Consider the following 18,783-nt stretch of genomic DNA (forward strand, 5'->3'; position numbering starts at 1 on the left):
GTGCGGCCTCGTGCCGGCGCGCGTCCTGCCGAGGTCGGAGCCGGGGTCGGAGCCGAGGTCAGAGGTGGTACAGCCGGCTCAGGCTCACCGCCTCGGCGGGCTGGGAGGTCACCGGTTCGCCGTCCATCGTCACCAGCCCGGTGGGCGCGACCCGGACCTGCGCCAGCCGGGAGTTGCGGACCATCGAGCCCAGCCCGATCCCGCGGGTGCCGCGCACGCCGACCCGGCGCCGGCGCGTCGTCATGCTGTCGTTGCCCTCCGCCGCGGCGGCCCGGGACGTGAAGGCCACCGACAGGTCGGCCGCGGTGGCGCCGTGCCCACCGAACTGCGGCCCGTACACGAGGGGCTGGGCCCGGTCGATGGCCGCGTTCGGGTCCCCCGTCACGCCCCACGCCGGGAAACCCGCCTTGAGCACGAGGTCGGGTTTGGCCCCGAACCACTCCGGGCGCCACAGCACGACGTCGGCGAGCTTGCCGACCTCCAGGGTCCCCACCTCGTGCGAGAGCCCGTGCGCGATGGCCGGGTTCACCGTGAGCTTGGCGACGTACCGCAGCGCCCTGTCGTTGTCGTGCGCCGGGTCCTCGGCACCCAGCTCGGCCTTCATCTTCCCGGCCACGGCGAACGTGCGGCGGACGGTCTCCCCCGCCCGGCCCATGCCCTGCGCGTCGGAGGAGGTGATGGGGATGACCCCGAGGTCGTGCAGGACGTCCTCGGCGCCCATCGTCCCGGCGCGGATCCGGTCCCGGGCCAGCACCGCGTCCCCGGGCAGGTCCTCCTTGAGCCCGTGCGCGGCGATGATCATGTGGTAGTGCTCGGCGACCGCGTCGCGCCCGAACGGCAGGGTCGGGTTCGTCGAGGACCCGATGACGTTCGGTTCTCCCGCCATCCGCAGGACGTTCGGCACGTGCCCGCCGCCGCAGCCCTCGATGTGGAACGCGTGGATCGTCCGGCCCTGGAGCACGGCGAGGGTGTCCTCCACGGACAGGGCCTCATTGATGCCGTCGGTGTGCAGGGCCACCTGGACGTCGTGCTCCTCGGCCACGGTGAGCGCGGTGTCCAGCGCCCGGCCGTGGGCCCCCATGTCCTCGTGGACCTTGAACCCGCACGCGCCGCCCTCGACGAGGGCCTCGACGGAGGAACCGGGGTCGCTGGCCGACCCGCGGCCGAGGAAACCGATGTTCACGGGCCAGGCGTCGAACGCGTTGAACGCGTGCCGCAACGCCCACGGGGAGTTCACGCCGACACCCCAGACCGGGCCGAACTCCTGACCGATGATCGTCGTGACCCCGGAGGCGAGCGAGGCCTCCATGACCCGGGGGGACAGCAGGTGCACGTGGGTGTCGATGGCGCCGGCGGTGGCGATGAGCCCCTCACCGGAGACGATCGTCGTCCCGGTGCCGACCACGACGTCGACGTCGTGCAGCGTGTCGGGGTTCCCGGCCCGGCCGATCCCGCTGATCCGTCCCTCGCGGATGCCGATGGACACCTTGCGGATCCCCTGCACGGCGTCGAGGACGACGACGTTGGAGATCACCACGTCGCAGGTGTCGCGGACGCGGGCGGCCTTGAGGTGCAGGCCGTCGCGCGCGGTCTTGCCGAAACCGGCGAGGAACTCCTCCCCCGGCGCCTGCGCGTCGTGCTCGACCTGGATCACCAACCCGGTGTCGCCCAACCGGATCCGGTCCCCCGCCCGGGGTCCGTAGGTGGCGGCGTAGTCCCGGCCGGACAGGCTCACGAGTTCTCCCCCGCGTCGTCGGTGGCGTCGAGGTACCCGCACGCGCGGGCCCGTTCCAGCGCCTGCTCGAACGCCCCCGGCGCGTCCAGCGGGCCGTCCACGAGCCCGGCGAACCCGATGGCGACGCGGTCGCCGCCGATCGGGGTGAGGTCCACGTCGTGCGTCTGACCCGGGTCCCAGCGCACCGTGGCGCCGGCGTCGACCGCGGCCCGCCGGCCGTAGGCGGCCGCGCGGTCGAAGGCGAGCCGGGGGTTGACCTCGAAGAAGTGGAAGTGCGACGTGACGCTGATCGGCACGGTCGAGGTGTTCGTCACCGCCACCGTCACGACGTCGTCGAACCGCGACGGCGCCTGCGGCCCGGGCAGCACGGCGCCGGGGGCGTCCTCCCCGAGGGAACCACCGCCGAAGGGGTCGGTGACGACGACGAGGCGGGTGCCGTCGTCGAACACCGCCTCGACCTCGACCTGGCCGACGACGTCGGGCACCCCGGGCAGCACGTCGGCGGCGCCGAGGACGGTCCGGCCGACGGCCATCGCCTCGGCCAGCCGCTTGCCGTCGCGCGCGGCCTCGCAGACCGCGTCGGCGATCAGGGCCGTCGCCTCGGGCACGTTGAGCCGCAGCCCGCGCGCCCGGCGGGCGCGGGCCAGTTCGGCCACGGTGAAGACCAGCAGCCGGTCCCGTTCGGTCGGCGTCAGGCGCATGGCGCGGAGAGTAGCCCGCCGCTGCGGGCCGGGAGGACGTCACACGGGCGAAACACCGCGGGAACGCGACCGACATCCACGACCCGCACCATAACCGACACGGTTTCGGTTACGCTCTGCCCGTGCGACGGAGCACCTCACCCAGGAGGACCTCGTGATGGACCCCGCGATCAACCCCGGTACGACGACCCGCCCGGCAGGGACCGCCGGGACGCCACCGGGGGTTCCCGACGACCAGCTCAAGGGCTCCCTCGGGGCCACCGGCATCACCGCGATGGTGGTCGCCGCCGCCGCCCCCCTGACGGTCATGACCGGCATCGCCCCCCTGGCCATCGCCATCGGCGGCATCGGCGCCCCCGCCGGCTACCTCGCCGCCTTGGTGGTCCTGGCGATCTTCGCCGTCGGGTTCACGACGATGACCCGCGTCACCGGTGGCGCCGGGGCGTTCTACTCGTACATCACCCTGGGCCTGGGCCGCAGCGTCGGTGCCGCGGCCGGCCTGGTCGCGGTGATGTCCTACAACGCGCTCCAGGTCGGGCTCTACGGCCTGCTCGGCCTGCAGTTCCAGGCCACCGTCGCCCGCCTCACCGGCCTGACCCTGCCCTGGTGGCTCTACGCCTTCGGCGCCATCGCCGTCGTGTGGGCCCTGGGCCGGCGGGGCATCGACGTGGGCGCCAGGCTCCTCGGGGTCCTGCTGGCGGCCGAGACCCTCGTCCTCGCCGTCCTCGTCGTCGCGATCGTCGTCCGCGGCGGCGCGAACGGCCTGAGCCTGACCACCTTCAGCCCCGAGGCGCTGCGCGACCCCGGCCTCATCGGCATCCTCGGGTTCTGCTTCGCGGCCTTCGCCGGGTTCGAGTCGACCGCCCTGTACCGCCGCGAGGCGCGCCACCCCGAGCGCTCCATCCCCCGCGCCACCTTCGGGGCCGTCGCGTTCCTGGGGCTCTTCTACGCCCTCGTCGTGTGGGCCGTCGTCCAGGCCCTGGGTGACACCGAGGCCCGCGCCGCCGCGGGCGCCGACCCCGTCACGCTCTTCACCTCGGTCATGGACCGCTACGCGGGCGCCTGGGCCACCGACGTCATGGCCGTGCTCGTCCTCACCAGCGTCCTGGCCGCCCAGATCGCGTTCCACAACGCCATCAACCGCTACTCCTTCACCCTCGCCCGGGACGGTCTGCTGCCCGCGGCGCTCGCGCACGCGCACCCCCGGTTCGCCTCGCCGGCCCGCGCCGGGGCCGCGCAGAGCGTGCTCGCCCTCGTCGTCGTGGCCGGTGCGGCGCTCATCGGCGCCGACCCGTACCTGCAGCTCGTCATCTACGTGAACACCCCGGGCGCGATCGGGATCATGGCGCTGCAGACCCTCACGTCCGTCGCGGTCGTCGTCCACCTGCGGCGCCGCCCCGACGTGAGCGCCCTCGTGAAGTGGATCTCGGTCCTGGCCGCCGTCCTGCTCACCGCGGCCACCGGCCTGATGGTGCGCCACGTGGGCGTGCTGACGGGGGCGCCCACGGGCACCAACGCGGTCCTCGTGGCCATCGTCCCGGCGGCCCTGCTGCTCGGGGTCGTCCTGGCGCAACTGCTGCGCGCCCGGCGCCCGGACCTGTACGCCCGCATCGGAGGCGAGTCGTGAACCCCCAGTTGATCGTCGTCGCGGACACCGTCCACACGCTGGATCCCGCCCGCCCGCGGGCCCAGGCCGTCGCGGTCACCGACGGCACCGTCACCGCCGTCGGTGACCGGGCCGACGTCGCCGGCTGGCGCGGGAAGGGCACCGAGGTCGTCGACCTCGGTGGCGCCACGCTCACCCCCGGGCTCGTCGACGGGCACGTGCACCCCGTCATGGGACTGGTGCTCACCGCGGGCATCGACCTGACGGCCGTGCGCAGCCGCGCCGACCTCGTCGAGGCCCTGCGCGCGGGGGCCGGTGACGTGCGTGCCGGGGAGTGGGTGCGCGGCTGGGGCCTGGACCCGAACGCGTTCGAGGGTGCGCCGGTGACGTCCGAACCCCTCGTGACCGCCCTCGGCCCCGACGCGCTGGTGTACATCACCCTCTTCGACGCCCACTCCGCGCTCGTCTCCCCCCGCGCCCTGGAGCGCGCGGGCGTCACCGGCCCCCGTGAGTTCCGCTCCGGGGCCCACGTGGTGGTCGCCGGCGGCCGCCCGACCGGCCACCTCCTGGAACTGGAGGCCATGGACCTCGTCTCGGACCTGCTGCCGGCGGAAGCGCCCGCCGACCGGCGCCGCCGGTTCCGCGACCTGCTGGTCTCGATGGCGGCCACCGGCCTGGTCGGGGCGAACGCCATGGACTTCGAGGGCGACTCGGCCGAGCTCGTGCGCGCGGTCGCGCAGGAGGAGGGCGGGCTGCCGATCCGCCTGCGGTTCGCGCCGTTCGTCATGCCGCACCACGGCCGCGAGCACCTCGACCACGTCGTGGACCTGCAGCGCAGCGCCGGTCGCCGGTGGGCCGTCGACGGCGCGAAGTTCATGATCGACGGGACGATCGACGGCGGCACGGCCTGGCTGGAGGAGGCCGACACGCACGGCGAGTCCACCGCCCCGTTCTGGCCCGACCCCGCCGAGTACTCCGAAGCCGTGCGGTTCCTCGCCGCGCACGACGTCCCGACGGTGACCCACGCCATCGGGGACGCCGGCGTCCGGCACGTGCTGCGCACGGTCGCGGGCCTGCCGTCGGGGCCTGGGACCGGACCCCGCGTGCCGCACCGCGTCGAGCACGTCGAGACCCTGCCCGACGACCTCGTCGGGGAGTTCGCCCGCCTCGACGTGACCGCCAGCATGCAGCCCACGCACTGCACGCACTTCACGAAGGCGGACCACAGCGACAACTGGTCGCGCCGCCTGGGGGAGGTGCGGGCCGACCGCGCGTTCCGCACGCGGGACCTGCGCGAGGCCGGCGCGCGCCTGGCCCTCGGCTCGGACTGGCCCATCGCCCCGTTCGACCCCCGCCCGATCATGGCCGACGCCCGGTTGCGCCGCACCGCCGGCCGCCCCGAGGAGGAACCCGTCCTGCCCGGGCAGGCCCTCACCGCGCTCATGGCGCTGGAGGGGTACACGACGCACGCGGCCCGCGCCGCCGGCCTGGGCGAACGGGCGGGTACGGTGCGGGCGGGCGCCCGCGCCGACCTCGTCGCCTTCGGCCTGGACCCCCTGCGGGCCGACCCCGACGAGTTCGCGCAGTCCCCCGTCCACCTCACCGTGGTCGACGGTTCCGTCGTGCACCGCGCCTGACCGGAGGTTCACCGAATGACCACTGCCGACACCGCGACCCGTGCGATGCCCGCCGAGTGGGCACCGCACCAGCGCACCTGGATGGCGTTCCCCACCCCGAACCCGACGTTCGGGGAGGACGGGGGACCCGACCTGGCCCGGGCCCGCCGGGCCTGGGCCGCCGTGGCGAACACCGTCGCGGCCCACGAACCCGTGACGGTCCTGGTGAACCCCCCGGACGCCCGCGCCGCGCGTGAACTCCTGGACGCGCGCGTCGAGCTCGCCGAGGTCCGGATCGACGACGCGTGGTTGCGCGACTCCGGCCCCACGTTCGCCGTCGAGGGCGGTTCACCGGTCGCGGTGGACTGGCGCTTCAACGGCTGGGGCGCGCAGTCGTGGGCGCGGTGGGAGGACGACGCGCAGGTCGCCCGGGCCGTGGCCGGGCTCACCGGGACCCCCGTCAGCTCCTCGGACCTCACGCAGGAGGGCGGCGCGTTCCACGTCGACGGCCGGGGCACGGTCCTGCTCACCGAGACCGTCCAGCTCGACCCGTCCCGCAACCCCGGCTGGACGCGCGAGCGCGTCGAGGCCGAGGTGCACCGCCAGCTCGGCACGAGCACCGCGATCTGGTTGCCGCGCGGGCTGACCGCGGACTACGGCGAGTTCGGCACCCGCGGGCACGTCGACATCGTCGCCGCGTTCACGAGTTCGGGGCGGGTCGTCGTGCACACCCAGCCCGACCCCGGCCACCCCGACCACGAGGTGAGTCGCGAGGTGCTCGACGTCCTGCGCTCGGCCACCGACGCGCGCGGCGAACGCCTCGACGTCCTCGAACTGCTCGCACCCGAGACGGCCGAGGTCGACTCCGAGCTCGTCGACTTCTCCTACGTCAACCACTACGCGGCGAACTCGGTGGTCGTGGCCTGCGCCTTCGACGACCCGCGCGACGCCGCGGCCCGCGCCGTCCTGGAACGGGCCTACCCCGGACGCACCGTCGTCGCGGTCGACGCCCGGGACGTCTTCGCGTTCGGCGGCGGGATCCACTGCATCACCCAGCAGCAGCCGGCCTGACCCACCTGGAACACCCCTGGAACACCGGAGAGACCCATGGCCCGCCCCAGCACCCCGCTCCTGTCCCGGGAGCAGATCCTGCGCGCCGCCCTCGACCTGCTCGACCGGACCGGGGAACTGGGGTTGCCCAGGCTCGCACGGCAGCTCGACGTCGGGACCTCCTCGCTCTACCACCACTTCAAGGGCGGTCGGGAGGAACTCGTCGAGGGGTTGCGCGGGCTGCTCACCGAGGGGTCGATGCCGACCGGCCCCGGGCAGGGCGAGGGCTGGCAGGACTTCACCCGGCGCTGGGCCAGGGGTTACCGCGCCGCCTTCGTCGCCCACCCCGCCGCCGTGCCCCTCATGACGGCGCAGACGGTGACCCACCCCTCGACCCTGGCCAGCTACGAGACCCTCGCGCAGGTCCTGCACGACGCCGGGTTCGACGACGAGGAACTCCTGCACGCCGTCACGGTCCTGGACAACTTCGTCCTCGGGTCGGCCCTGGACGCCTGCGCCCCGGTGGAGGTGTGGGCCGACTCCGGCCGCCCCGGTTCCCCGCTCTCCCGGGCGATCCGCGCGACGAAGGCGCAACCGGGCGACCGGTCCGAACGCGCGTTCCACCTCGGTCTGGAGTCCCTGCTGACCGGCCTGGAGCGCCTGCGCGACGACCGTTGATCAGCGCACGGGCGGCAGACCGGGCGGGACGCGCTCGGGACCGGCGTCGGTCGGCCGGTCCCCGTCCCGGGGGTGCAGGCGGAACGCCAGGAGCGCGACGTCGTCCTCGTGCTCACCGGGCGCCGGCCGACCCAGCACCGCGACGTGGTCGGTGCGCGCGGTCGCGGGGTCGATGCCGAGGAGGAGTTCGGGCGCCCCCGGGTCCACGGCGCGGACCTCGCCGTCGGGGGTCACGACGAGGGGGTCCAGGTGCCCGGCACTGGACCAGCGCACGCGGGTCCGGTCCCCCACCAGCTCCAGGCGCGCCTCGACGGCCGTCGCGGTCGTCCCCACGTCCAGGCCCTGCACCGCCGCGTCCAGCCCGGACAGCACGTGCGCGGTGCGGGCGTCCTCGTCGCGGACGGCGGTCGCGTCGTGGGCCGCGCCCAGGACGCGCACGGCCCGGCCGCTCTCGCCGGCCAGGGTCTGCCCGCGGGCGCGGAACCAGCGCGTCGTGCCGTCGGGGCGCACGACGCGGTCCTCGGCCTCGCAGGGACCGACCCGGTCGATCGACTCCCGCAGCGCCCGGCCCACGCGGGCCCGGTCGTCGGCGGCGTACCCGGACAGCTCCAGCAGGTCCTCGTCCCAGGTGAGGTTGCCGGTGCTCAGGTCCCCGTCGAACGCGCCGACCCCGCCGGCGCCGACAGCTCCAGCTCGGCGGCCGCGGAGCCGGCGAGAGCGGCGAGCAGGCAGACGTCGGCCCCGGTCCACTCGCGCGCGTCGGGGCCGAAGACGCACAGCGCCCCCGAGACGTGGCCGTCCTGACCACGCAGGGGCACCCGAGGTGGGCCCCGACGGCGCCGCCGGTGGCGCTCGACAGGGCCTGGACGCGGGCGTCGGAGCAGGCGTCCCGAGCAGGCGGGCGGTCCATCGTGGGGCTCCTCGGGCGACCGGAGGGGAACGTGGTCGGGACGGTCGCCGGGCTCCCCAGCGTCCCCGACGCGTGCCACGCGCGGCACCGCGACGACGGCCCGAACCCCGCGTGCGGCAGCATCGAGGACGTGCCGACCGTCCGGGGCCGTCCGCGCCCGCCAGCCCTGCCGCTCGTGCTGCTGCTCGTCTCGCTGCTCGTGGTGGGCGCGGTGGTGGCCGTCGTCGTGCTCGCCGGCACCGACCGCACCGGTCCCGGCGCTCCCGGGCCGGGGGCCGCGGGGCCGGGGCAGACGGCGCTGGCGCAGCTGGCCACGCTGGTGGTCGCCGGGCCCGACCCGCGGGCGGGGTACGCGCGGGAACGGTTCGGGGACGGCTGGGTCGACACGGACCGCAACGGGTGCGGCACCCGCGACGACGTCCTGGCCCGGGACCTGCGGGACGTGACCCGCCGCACCGGGAGCTGCGTCGTGCTCAGCGGTGAGCTCGTGGACCCCTACGGCGGGGAGCGCATCGAGTTCATCCGCGGTCGCGGCACCAGCGAGGAGGTGCAGATCGACCACGTGGTCGCGCTGTCGAACGCGTGGCGGACGGGGGCGCAGGAGTGGGACGCGGCGCGCCGGACGCGGTTCGCCAACGACCCGCTGGAACTGCTCGCCGTCGACGGTCCCCTCAACGCCGCCAAGGGCGACGGGGACGCGGCCACGTGGCTGCCGCCGCAGACCGGGTTCCACTGCCGCTACGTGGCGCGGCAGGTGGCGGTGAAAGCCGTCTACGGGTTGCGGGTGACACCGGCCGAGCAGGAGGCGATGGCCCGCGTGCTCTCGACCTGCCCCGGCGAGCTGTCCCCCGCGCCCACGCTGGGCCGGTGACCCCCGGCGCCGGGGCGCGTCAGTTCGGTTCCCCCAGCGGCGTGCGGTGGAAGTCACCGCCGACGAGGTCGTCGTCCTCCTCCGGGCGCGCGGTGGCCAGCACCTCGGCCGCGAACCGCTCGGAGTCGTCCTGCGGGTGGTAGCCGATCGCCTCGCCCTCGGCGAGGGACCACCAGCGGCGGGTGTTCGCCGAAACCCCCCAGACGCAGTGCCAGCCCGTGACCTGCGGTGCCACGGCGGCGGTCACGAGCCGGGCGCAGTCGTCGTACGACATCCACGTCGCCAGTCCCCGCACGCCGCCGGGGTGCGGGAAGCAGGACCCGATCCGCAGCACGACGACGTCGAGCCCGGCCCGGTCGACGAACAACCGGCACAGCGACTCCCCCGCCGTCTTGCTCCACCCGTAGAAGCTGTCGGGGCGGAACGGGGTGTCGGCGGCCAGCGGGTCCCCGTCCGGGCGCCCGGTCAGCCCGACCGCGTGGTTGCTGGAGGCGAACACCACCTTGCCGATCCCGGCGCGCACGCACGCCTCGAGCAGCACCCAGGTGCCGTGGACGTTGGCCTGCAGCACCTCCGGCCAGGCGCGCTCCTTGCTCATCCCGGCCAGGTGCACGACGGCGTCCACCCCGGCCACCGCCCGGTCCACGACGGCGGGGTCGGTCACCGAACCCGTCAGGACCTCCTCGGCGCCCCCCTGCGCGGCGGTGAGGTCGAGGGCCCGGACGCGGAAACCCCCCGACCGCAGCCGGGAGACGAGTTCACGACCCAGGCCGCCGTCGGCGCCGGTCACGAGCAGGAGGGGTCGATCGGTCACGCTCTGGTCTTAGCATGGCCCGGTGGCTGAGGGAACCGGGCGCCCCGGCGCGTACCGCAAGGGGATCGCGCGCCGCCGGCAGATCCTCGACCACGCGATCGACCTGTTCGCCGAACGCGGCGTCGACGGGGCGTCCCTGCGGTCGGTCGCCGACGTCATCGGGGTTTCGCACGCCGCTCTGCGGCACTACTTCAGCTCCCGCGACGAACTCCTCGTCGAGGCCTACCGCGAGCACGAGCGCCGCCACTCCCGCTCCGAGGACCCCGCCGAGGGTGGACCGGTGGCGCAGATGGTGCGTTCGGCCGACAGCAACCGCGTCGTGCCCGGCCTCGTGCAGCTGTACGCCACGCTGACCGCCGACGCCCTGCAGGAGCGGCACCCGCTGACGCGGGAGTTCGTGCAGGCGCGGTTCGCCCGGGTCCGCGCCGAACTCGCCGAGGCCGTCGCCCTCGGGCAGCGCGAGGGCCGCATCGCCGCCGACCTCGACCCGGCCGACGCGGCCGCGCTCGTCGTCGCCGCCTCCGACGGGCTGCAGGTGCAGTGGCTGCTCGACCCCGGCGGTGTCGACGTGCGGCGCTCGCTGGAACTGCTGGAACGCCTGCTGCCCAGCCGTGCGGGACGGACCGGCGGGGACGGCTGAGCTCAGCAGCCGCAGCTGCGCCGCACGACGAGTTCGGCCGGCAGGACCCGCCGTTCGTGCTCGCCGTCGGGGGCGGGGTCGAGGGCGCGGGCGACGGCGGCCCGGGCCATCTCGGCCACCGGCTGCCGCACGGTCGTCAGCGGGGGCAGGGTGAACTCCGTCTCCTCGGTCCCGTCGAAGCTGACGACCGCGACGTCCTCGGGCACCCGCAGACCGCGCTCGTGCAGGGCCCGCAGCACGCCGACGGCCTGCAGGTCCGAACTGACGAACACCGCGCGCGGGTGGTCGTCCGGGCCGAACAGGCGGGTTCCGGCGTCGTACCCGCCGCGCCGGGAGAACTCCCCCCGGGCGATGGGACCGACACGGGCACCCGCCTCGCGCGCCGCGGCGCGCCAGCCCTCCTCGCGCAGTTCCCCCGCCTCGCCGCCGATGACGAGCCCCACCGGCCCGCGCCCGTGACCGATCAGGTGGGCGGTCCCGGCACGGGCGCCCTGGAACGCGTCGACGCCCAGGCTCGGGAAACCCGGCACCTCGAAGAACGTGTTGAGCTGCACGAGCGGGACGCCGAGCCCGGAACGGGCCACGAGGTCGGGCCGGGCCATGACGCTGGTGACGACGATGGCGTCCACGCCCCGGGCGCTGAGGGCCTCGATCCGCCGGTGCTCGGCCTCCGCGCCGCCGTCGGTGCTGGCCAGCAGGACGTCGTACCCGCGCGTCGCGGCGACCTCGTCGACGGCCAGCGCGAAGGCCGCCCACAGCGGGTTCCCCAGGTCCGGCACGAGGTGCCCCAGGAGCCGGGAGGACCCGCGCCGCAACGCCTGCGCGGTCGTGTTGGGGCGGTACCCCAGCGCCTCGATCGCCTCCCGGACCCGCGCCGCGGTCGCCGCGGCGACCGGGCGCGGGCCGTCGTTCACGACGTAGCTCACGACCGCCGGGCTGACCCCCGCGCAGCGGGCGACGTCGGCGCGGGTGACGTTCCGGCTCACCCCGGGAGGGTACTGGCCCCCGCGGCCGCGGGGACGCCGCCGACGTCGTGGATCGGCGGCCGCTCCTCCGGCCCACCATGCGCGTCGGCCCCGCCTCGTGGGCGGGGCCGGCGCGCGGGTGTTCACAGGGTGGAGGCGCTCGGGTCCCAGTCCTGCGGGAGCGGGGTCACCGGGGCCACGGTCGAGGCGATCTCGACGGCCGACCCGCTCGCCGCCGCGTCCCGCACGGCGAGCAGCACGTCCAGGACGTGCGCGGCCACCACGCCCGAGGCGCGCTCGGTGCCGCCCGTGCGGATCGCCCGCGCCAGGTCCAGGACGCCGGACCCGCGCCCGAACGTCGAACCGGCGGCGGCCAGCGTCGTGGGCTCGGCCTGCCCGAGGCGCCACAGCGTCGAGTCGCCCTCGAAGGTGTTCGGGTCCGGCAGGACGATGGTTCCCTCGGTGCCGTTGATCTCGACGAACCCGTTGCGCGGCAGCGCGTGCTGGAACGAGAACGTCGACTGAGCGGACTGGCCGCCGTCGAACTCGATGAGCGCGGCGTGGTGCGTGGGCACCTGGACGGGGAAGGTTTCCCCCGCCCGCGGACCGGACGCGATGGTGCGCGTGGCGACCGACCGCGACGCGACGGCCTGCACGCGGCTCGCGGACCCGAACGCGTGGACGAGGGTCGTGACGTAGTACGGCCCCATGTCGAACAGCGGACCGGCGCCGTGGGCGAAGAGGAAGTCCGGGTTCGGGTGCCAGGCCTCCGGGCCCGGCACGTGGAACATCGTCGTCGCGCTCAGCGGCTGCCCGATGTCGCCGCGGGCGATGGCCCGCAGGGCGCTCTGGATGCCCGCCCCCAGGACGGTGTCGGGGGCACAGGCGACCCGCAGACCCAGCCGCTCGGCGTCGGCGAGCAGCGCCCGCCCGGACTCCGCGTCGAGGGCGAGGGGTTTCTCGCTCCACACGTGCTTGCCGGCCGCCAGCACCTGCCGGCCGACCTCGGCGTGCACGGCCGGGATCGTGAGGTTCACGACGATCTCGACGTCCTCGCGGGCGAGCAGCTCCTCGACGGTCCCCGACGCCTGGACGCCGAACGCCTCGGCCTGGGCCGCCGCGCGGTCCAGGGCGATGTCCGCCACGAACCGCACCTCGACGTCGGCGAACTTCGTGAGGTTGTCGAGGTACTGGGTGGAGATGTTCCCGGCGCCGATGACGCCGATCCCGACGCGGCTCACGCGTCGTTCTCCGTCAGCCACGCGAGGGAGTCGGCGATGCCCTCGAAGACGTCACCGGAGTAGGCGTCGAACTCGATGACGCGCAGGGCCTGCGGGGCGGCGGCGAGGATCGCCCGGACGTCGATCTCCCCCCGGCCCGCGGGCTGCTGCAACGAGGTGTCGGTGCTGCGGGCACCGTCCTTGACGTGCAGGAACCTCACGCGGTCACCGAGCGAACGCAGCAGCGCCGGGGTGTCGGCACCGCCCACGGTGGCCCAGAACGTGTCGACCTCCAGGACGACACCGGGGTCGAGCTGCTCGGCGAACAGCTCGAAGACCGACCGGCCCTCGACGGTGTTCTGCAGCTCCCAGTGGTGGTTGTGGTACCCGAAGTCGAGCACGTACTCGTGCGCGATCGCGCTCAGCTCGTTGACGCGCTCGGCGATCCGCTGCACGTCGTCGGCGCTCTGCCAGCGCTCGGCCGGGACGAACGGGTCGATGACCGTCGTGATGCCGAGGGTGTTCGCGGCCTCGAAGACCTCGCGGGGGTTCTCCGCGTCGATGACCGGGGCGTGACCGGAGGGGGCGGTGACGCCCGCGGCCGCGAACGCGGTCTTGAACTCGGCGGCGCGGGTGTGGAACCCGTACGGCTCCACCTGGGTCAGGCCGATCTCGGCCAGGCGGGCCACCGCGGCGGACAGGTCCTGCTGCACGGCCTCGCGCACCGAGTACAGCTGCACGGAGGGTTTCCGGGACACCTCGAGACTCCTTCGTTCCGTGGACGGGTGGGCCGGCGACCGGCCGTGGCCGATCCTACACGCGAACCTTCCACTGGAAGGTATTCGCTCGCCGCGCTCCGGACCCGCTTCCGCGCTAGCGTGCACCCGTCCAACCAGGGCGTTGGACCCGTGCCGACGGGAGGGTCCGTGGACCACACCCAGCAGAACCGTCACGACGAGGGACTGCTCGCCGCCATCGCCGGGGTCGCCGACGCGGCCGCCGCCGACGTCTCCGCCGACGACCTGCTGCACCGCCTGGTCGAGGCCACCGTCGCCCACCTCGACGTGGACGGCGCCGGGGTGGTGGCCGGCGTCGCCGGCGACCTCCGGCTGGTCCACGTGAGCGACGACGGGACGGGCGCGGCGGAGACCCTGCAGGAGCGCCTGGCCGAGGGCCCCTGCCACGACGCCGCCCTGTTCGACGTCGAGGTGGTCGTCGACGACCTGCACGACCCCGTCCAGACGGCCTGGCCGTCCTACGTCGACGCCGCCCTGGCCGCCGGGTGGGCCTCCGTCGTGGCGGTCCCCCTGCAGTGCGCCGGCCGGTCGTGGGGGGTGCTCGACGTCTACCGGCGCGCCACCGGGACGTGGCAGCAGCACGAGCTGCACTGGCTGCGGGTGCTGGGGCACCTCGCGGCCTCCTACCTGGCGCTGGCCGCCGACCGGGACGACGCCCGTCGGGCGCGGCAGGCCCTGCAGCACGCCAGCACGCACGACGCCCTGACGGGGCTGCCCAACCGGGTGCTCATCTTCGACCGCCTCGAGCACGCCCTGTCCCAGGCCCGCCGCCGCGGCCGTTGCGTCACCGTGCTGTTCGTCGACCTCGACCGGTTCAAGGCCGTCAACGACACGTTCGGCCACGCGGCCGGGGACCGGGTCCTGGCGACGGTGGCGGCGCAGCTGGGCGCCCAGCTGCGCGAGGGCGACACCCTCGGCCGGCTCTCCGGCGACGAGTTCGTCGTCGTCTGCGACGACCTGCCCGCCGACGCCCGGGAACGGCAGCGGGACGTCGACGCGCTGCTGGCCCGGTTGCGCGACGCGCTCGGGCGCCCCGTGCGGCTCGACGACGTCGACGTGGTCGTCTCGGCCAGCACGGGGGTCGCGCACAGCTCGGCGGACAGCACCGCCGAGGACCTCCTCGCCGCGGCCGACGCCGCCATGTACCGCGCGAAGCACCCCCAGCGGAACCAGCCGACGCCGGGAGCGTCCCTGCGCGACCTCGAACGGCACCTGGCCCGAGCCCTGCCCGAGCACCGGCTGCGGCTGCACCACCAGCCGATCACCGACGCCACCGGCGCCGTCCGCGCCGTCGAGGCCCTGCTGCGCTGGGAGCACCCCACGCGCGGCCTGCTGCCCGCCGGGGAGTTCATCGACCTCGCCGAGCACTCGGGGATGGTCGTCGCCTTCGGGCGCTGGGTCGCGCACGAGGCCTGCGCGCAGCTGGCCCGGTGGCGGGCCCGGTGCGGGGCCGGCGCCCCGGACACCGTCTACGTCAACGTCAGCGCCCGCGAACTGGCCGACCCCGACCTCGGCCGGTCCCTGGAGGCCGCCGCGCACCGGCACGGCCTGACGCCCGCCGACCTCGGCGTGGAGGTCCTGGAGGAGAGCTTCACCGACCCGATGGTCCTGCCGGGGCTGCACGACCTGCAGCGGCGGGGGCACCCGCTGTCGATCGACGACTTCGGGACCGGCTACTCCTCGCTGGCGCGGCTGGTGGACCTGCCCGTGCGGACGGTCAAGGTCGACAAGGCCATCGTCCGCGGGATCACCGCCGCGCCCGGCGGCGACTCCCGCAGCCGCGCACTGCTGGACGCGGTGCTGACGGTCGCGGCGGGGCTCGACGTCGAGGTCGTCGCCGAAGGGGTCGAGAGCGCCGCCCAGGCCGAGGTCCTGCTGACCGCCGGGTGCCACCACCTGCAGGGGTTCCACTGCGGCCGACCGGTTCCCGCCGACGAGCTCGAGCACCGCCTGGGGGTGGCGGTCACGGCCGGGCGCACCGGCGCCCACCCCGTTCGTCCCGGCTGAGGTCCCGGGCCCGCCGCCGGCGCGGGGACCTCAGTCCAGTCCCCGGGCGGCCAGCGCCTCCCCCACCTGCTCGGCGTGGGCCACGGCGCGCACGACGGTCGGCACCAGCAGGGCACGGGGGCTGGCGCCCAGCCCCCGGGCGGCGGCCGCCTCGCGCGACTCGGCCAGCAGCCGGCCGACCACGGGGACGCTCGTCAGCGTCAGCGAGAACGCCAGCCCGGCCCGTTCGGGGTCCACACCGAAGCGGCGCAGGGGCCGCAGCGCCCGGACGACGGTGTCGAGGAGGTCCGGGACGGGGGTGGTCGCGGTGACGAGGGTGGCCGACCACAGGCAGGTGAGGAGACCGCCCACGACGACCGCCGCCTCCCAGGGCCCCTGCAGCCAGGTCTGCACGACGACGAGCGCGACGAGCACCCACGCGGCCCGGCGCACCTGACCGCGCAGCAGGCCGCGGCGCAGCCGGCAGCCGCGCGCCAGGACGACGCAGCCGGCCAGCAGGACCGCCAGCCAAACCGCGGCGGTCGGGGGTGCGCCCAGCGTGCGGACGAGACCGACGAGCGTGCCCACGGCGACGAGGGCGAGCAGCTTCGCGCCCGGGCCGGCCCGGTGCAGCACGGACGTGCCCGGTTCGGCGGTGCCCAGCAGCGGGGGCGGCCCGGTGAGCCCGCGCCTCACGCCCACGCCCGGTACGCGGCGACGACCTCGGGCGCCGGTCCGTCGGCGTGCACGCGCCCGGCGGCGATCCACAGCGCCCGGTCGGCCCGGACCGCGAGGTCCAGGTCGTGGGTGGCGACGACGACCTGCCCCACGTGGCCGGGCGGGTCCCGCAGGACGTCGCCGACGCGGCGCGCCGTCCGCAGGTCGAGCAGGGTGGTGGGTTCGTCGGCCAGCACGACGCGCGGGCGGGTCGCCAGGACGGTCGTCAGCGCCAGCAGCTGACGCTGCCCGGAGGAGACGTCGCGCACGGACCGGTCGGCGAGCTCACCGAGCCCGGCCTCGGCGAGCAGCCCCCGCGCGTGCGCGTCGCGGTCGCGGACGTCCGTGCGGCGCAGCGACAGCGCGACGTCCTCGACGGCCGTCGGCATCACGAGCTGGGCGTCGGGGTCGGTGAAGACGAAACCCACCCGCCGGCGCAGCGCCCGCAGGTCGCGGTCGGGGTCCAGGCCGTCGACGAGCACCCGGCCGGCGGAGGGCAGGACGAGCCCGTCGAGCAACCGCAGGAGCGTGGACTTGCCGGACCCGTTGGGGCCCACGAGGACCGTGAACGGTTCGGTGACCTCCAGGTCCAGCGGGTGCAGGACCGTGCGGTCCGGCGCGTCGACCCGGACGCCCTCGAGGCGGATCACCTCACCCCGCCGGTCACCCCCGGAATGTAGCGTGCGCGGGGTGCGCACCGGAGTCGTCCTGCCCCGCGACCTGCCCGCCGCCGACGTCCTCCCCTTCGCCCGGCGCGCCGACGCGCTCGGCGCCGGGAGCCTGTGGGTCATCGAGGACCTCGGGTTCCGCGGGGGTTTCGCGCAGGCCGCGGCCGTGCTGGCCGTCACCGGGCACGTCCACGTCGGGCTGGGCATCGCCCCCGCGGCGGCGCGCAACCCCGTCTTCACCGCCATGGAGGCCGCGACGCTGGCCGAGCAGTTCCCCGGCCGGTTCACCCTCGGGCTCGGCCACGGGGTGCCGGCGTGGATGCGGCAGGCCGGCGCCTGGGCCCGCAGCCCGCTGACCTCCTTCGCCGAGCACGTCGACGCCGTCCGCCGCCTCCTGCACGGGGAGACCGTGACACTGCACGGCGACCACGTCCACCTCGACGGCGTCCGCCTCGACACCCCGCCCGCGACTCCCCCGCCCGTGGTGGCCGGTGTGCGCGGGCCGAAGTCGCTGGCGCTGGCCGGCCGCCTCGCCGACGGCACGCTGCTGGCCGAACCCGTGACCGCCGAGTACGCGCGGACGGCCCGCGAGCAGACCGGCGCCGGCCCCGCGCACCGCCTGATCGGCTACGAACTCGCGGCGGTGGACGCCGACGCGGACCGCGCCCGGGACGCGGTGCGCCCCGGGCTCGCCTGGGTCGGCACCCCCGACGCCGCCGCGCACACGGCCGCCTCGCCCTACGCCGCCGAGCTGCGGGCGCTGCGCGACCGGACGCCGGAGGCCGGGGAGTTCGTCCGGCTGCTGCCCGGGGAGTGGGTGGACGACCTGGCGCTCGCCGGCCCGGCCGACCACGTCCGCACCCGGATCGCCGCGCTGGGCGGGGCGGGGCTGGACGAGGTCGCGCTCCTGCCGACCGGGGACGACCGGCTGGCCGCCCTCGGCACCCTGGCCGACGTGTTCACCACCTGAGTCACCACCTGAGTCACCACCTGGGTCACCGCCGGAGGAACACCTCGACCACGGGCACGAGGACGTCCGGTCGCACCACCGGCAGCTCGAAGGTGGTGGTGCCCGCGGGCAACCTGCCCATCCCCGTGCCGTAGGCCCGCACCGAGGGGTCCGCCTCGGTGAACCGCACCTCCGACGCGTCGTCGAGGAGCTGGGCGTGCTCGACCCGGCCGGCCAGCCCGGTGACGTGCAGGTGCCGCAGCGGCCAGGCGAACAGGTGGACGTAGAGCCGGTCACCGCGCTGGGTGAGGCGGGCGTCCGCCGACGTGGCGATCCCCGCCTGCGCGGGCCCGGTTCCGTGCACGGACCGGGCGTGCAGCTCCATCCAGCCCGCGATCGCGTCGAGCGTGCGGGCCGCCGACGGGGAGAACCGGCCACGGGCGTTCGGGCCCACGTTCAGCAGCAGGTTGCCGCCCTTGGACACCCCGTCGACGAGCATCCGCACGAGCAGGTCCGCCGGCTTCTCCCGCAGCTCGTCCCGGTCGTTGACGACGATCGCGGGTTGCAGCTCGCGCACCGTCGCGAGCAGTTCCTCGCTGCCCCAGTCCTGCGCGCCCTTGCCGTTCCACGCGCCGGGCTCGTGGTCGTCGTCGGCGTAGGAGAAGTCGAAGAACAGGTGGGAGATGCGCCCGTACCGGGTCAGCAGTTCCCGCACCTGCCCGTGCAGGTGGTCGCGGTACCGGGCCATGTCGCGGCCGGCGTTGAGCGTCGCGACGTCCGGGGCGCCGTGCTGCCGGGCCTGTTGTTCCACGACGGTCCGGCCTCGCGCGCGGACCTGGCTCGCACGACCGGGCTGACAC

18 protein-coding genes are annotated in these 18,783 nt (G+C 75.5%); 8 read left to right on the forward strand and 10 right to left on the reverse strand.

Features of this window, described 5'->3' with window-relative positions; translation table 11 throughout:
* Positions 1-58 precede the first annotated feature (58 nt).
* Together AB2L28_RS02665 and ureA are read right to left on the reverse strand one after the other, a co-directional pair.
* The gene (locus AB2L28_RS02665) at positions 59-1,729 is read right to left on the reverse strand and encodes an urease subunit alpha (protein WP_370717269.1); all 1,671 of its coding nucleotides are present in this window, start codon (positions 1,727-1,729) and stop codon (positions 59-61) included.
* A 2-nt stretch (positions 1,730-1,731) separates the two neighbouring features.
* Positions 1,732-2,436: an urease subunit gamma gene (gene ureA, locus AB2L28_RS02670; protein WP_370717166.1), complete on the reverse strand. Its 705-nt coding sequence runs from the start codon at positions 2,434-2,436 to the stop codon at positions 1,732-1,734.
* A 157-nt stretch (positions 2,437-2,593) separates the two neighbouring features.
* On the opposite strand from ureA, the gene AB2L28_RS02675 reads away from it, so the two are divergent.
* The 4 genes from AB2L28_RS02675 to AB2L28_RS02690 are packed head-to-tail and all read left to right on the forward strand — an operon-like array spanning position 2,594 to position 7,386.
* Positions 2,594-4,063 carry an APC family permease gene (locus tag AB2L28_RS02675; protein WP_370717167.1) on the forward strand — a complete coding sequence of 490 codons (1,470 nt, stop codon included), beginning with the start codon at positions 2,594-2,596 and terminating at the stop codon, positions 4,061-4,063.
* Positions 4,060-5,679, forward strand: coding sequence for an amidohydrolase (locus AB2L28_RS02680; RefSeq protein ID WP_370717168.1), 1,620 nt, complete (start codon positions 4,060-4,062; stop codon positions 5,677-5,679). Before AB2L28_RS02675 ends, AB2L28_RS02680 begins: the two co-directional genes overlap by 4 nt.
* Positions 5,680-5,694: 15 nt before the next feature.
* Positions 5,695-6,729, forward strand: coding sequence for an agmatine deiminase family protein (locus tag AB2L28_RS02685; RefSeq protein ID WP_370717169.1), 1,035 nt, complete (start codon positions 5,695-5,697; stop codon positions 6,727-6,729).
* Between the two features lie 36 nt (positions 6,730-6,765).
* Positions 6,766-7,386, forward strand: coding sequence for a TetR/AcrR family transcriptional regulator C-terminal domain-containing protein (locus tag AB2L28_RS02690; protein ID WP_370717170.1), 621 nt, complete (start codon positions 6,766-6,768; stop codon positions 7,384-7,386).
* Here the strand turns inward: AB2L28_RS02690 and AB2L28_RS02695 are convergent, their stop codons facing one another.
* Positions 7,387-8,136: a PAS domain-containing protein gene (locus AB2L28_RS02695; RefSeq protein WP_370717171.1), complete on the reverse strand. Its 750-nt coding sequence runs from the start codon at positions 8,134-8,136 to the stop codon at positions 7,387-7,389.
* A 191-nt stretch (positions 8,137-8,327) separates the two neighbouring features.
* On the opposite strand from AB2L28_RS02695, the gene AB2L28_RS02700 reads away from it, so the two are divergent.
* Positions 8,328-9,167 (forward strand): HNH endonuclease family protein, encoded by an 840-nt coding sequence (locus tag AB2L28_RS02700; RefSeq protein WP_370717172.1) that lies wholly within the window; start codon positions 8,328-8,330, stop codon positions 9,165-9,167.
* Positions 9,168-9,186: 19 nt separating this feature from the next.
* On the opposite strand, the gene AB2L28_RS02705 is transcribed toward AB2L28_RS02700, so the two are convergent.
* Positions 9,187-9,981, reverse strand: coding sequence for an NAD-dependent epimerase/dehydratase family protein (locus AB2L28_RS02705; RefSeq protein ID WP_370717173.1), 795 nt, complete (start codon positions 9,979-9,981; stop codon positions 9,187-9,189).
* Between the two features lie 22 nt (positions 9,982-10,003).
* On the opposite strand from AB2L28_RS02705, the gene AB2L28_RS02710 reads away from it, so the two are divergent.
* Positions 10,004-10,621, forward strand: coding sequence for a TetR/AcrR family transcriptional regulator (locus tag AB2L28_RS02710; RefSeq protein WP_370717174.1), 618 nt, complete (start codon positions 10,004-10,006; stop codon positions 10,619-10,621).
* Positions 10,622-10,623: 2 nt separating this feature from the next.
* On the opposite strand, the gene AB2L28_RS02715 is transcribed toward AB2L28_RS02710, so the two are convergent.
* The 3 genes from AB2L28_RS02715 to AB2L28_RS02725 all read right to left on the reverse strand — a co-directional run bounded on the left by AB2L28_RS02715 (position 10,624) and on the right by AB2L28_RS02725 (position 13,564).
* Positions 10,624-11,607 (reverse strand): LacI family DNA-binding transcriptional regulator, encoded by a 984-nt coding sequence (locus tag AB2L28_RS02715; RefSeq protein ID WP_370717175.1) that lies wholly within the window; start codon positions 11,605-11,607, stop codon positions 10,624-10,626.
* A gap of 122 nt (positions 11,608-11,729) precedes the next feature.
* A complete protein-coding gene (locus tag AB2L28_RS02720) occupies positions 11,730-12,827 on the reverse strand; it encodes a Gfo/Idh/MocA family protein (protein WP_370717176.1) in 1,098 nt (365 codons plus the stop codon).
* Positions 12,824-13,564 (reverse strand): sugar phosphate isomerase/epimerase family protein, encoded by a 741-nt coding sequence (locus AB2L28_RS02725; protein ID WP_370717177.1) that lies wholly within the window; start codon positions 13,562-13,564, stop codon positions 12,824-12,826. The genes AB2L28_RS02720 and AB2L28_RS02725 overlap by 4 nt, the downstream gene beginning before the upstream one ends.
* Before the next feature lie 168 nt (positions 13,565-13,732).
* Between AB2L28_RS02725 and AB2L28_RS02730 the strand changes: the two genes are divergently transcribed.
* The gene (locus tag AB2L28_RS02730) at positions 13,733-15,610 is read left to right on the forward strand and encodes a putative bifunctional diguanylate cyclase/phosphodiesterase (protein ID WP_370717178.1); all 1,878 of its coding nucleotides are present in this window, start codon (positions 13,733-13,735) and stop codon (positions 15,608-15,610) included.
* A gap of 30 nt (positions 15,611-15,640) precedes the next feature.
* On the opposite strand, the gene AB2L28_RS02735 is transcribed toward AB2L28_RS02730, so the two are convergent.
* Both AB2L28_RS02735 and AB2L28_RS02740 read right to left on the reverse strand, forming a co-directional pair.
* Positions 15,641-16,285, reverse strand: a complete 645-nt coding sequence (locus AB2L28_RS02735) for a CbiQ family ECF transporter T component (protein ID WP_370717179.1) — start codon at positions 16,283-16,285, stop codon at positions 15,641-15,643.
* The gene (locus AB2L28_RS02740; RefSeq protein WP_370717180.1) at positions 16,282-17,004 is read right to left on the reverse strand and encodes an energy-coupling factor ABC transporter ATP-binding protein; all 723 of its coding nucleotides are present in this window, start codon (positions 17,002-17,004) and stop codon (positions 16,282-16,284) included. The genes AB2L28_RS02735 and AB2L28_RS02740 overlap by 4 nt, the downstream gene beginning before the upstream one ends.
* Between AB2L28_RS02740 and AB2L28_RS02745 the strand changes: the two genes are divergently transcribed.
* A complete protein-coding gene (locus AB2L28_RS02745; RefSeq protein ID WP_370717181.1) occupies positions 16,997-17,944 on the forward strand; it encodes an LLM class flavin-dependent oxidoreductase in 948 nt (315 codons plus the stop codon). The genes AB2L28_RS02740 and AB2L28_RS02745 overlap by 8 nt on opposite strands.
* Positions 17,945-17,969: 25 nt before the next feature.
* Here AB2L28_RS02745 and AB2L28_RS02750 read toward each other — a convergent pair whose 3' ends face one another.
* Positions 17,970-18,734, reverse strand: coding sequence for an alpha-L-fucosidase (locus AB2L28_RS02750; RefSeq protein WP_370717182.1), 765 nt, complete (start codon positions 18,732-18,734; stop codon positions 17,970-17,972).
* Positions 18,735-18,783 lie beyond the last annotated feature (49 nt).

The sequence above is a fragment of the Kineococcus mangrovi genome (genome assembly GCF_041320705.1).
GTDB lineage: Bacteria > Actinomycetota > Actinomycetes > Actinomycetales > Kineococcaceae > Kineococcus > Kineococcus mangrovi.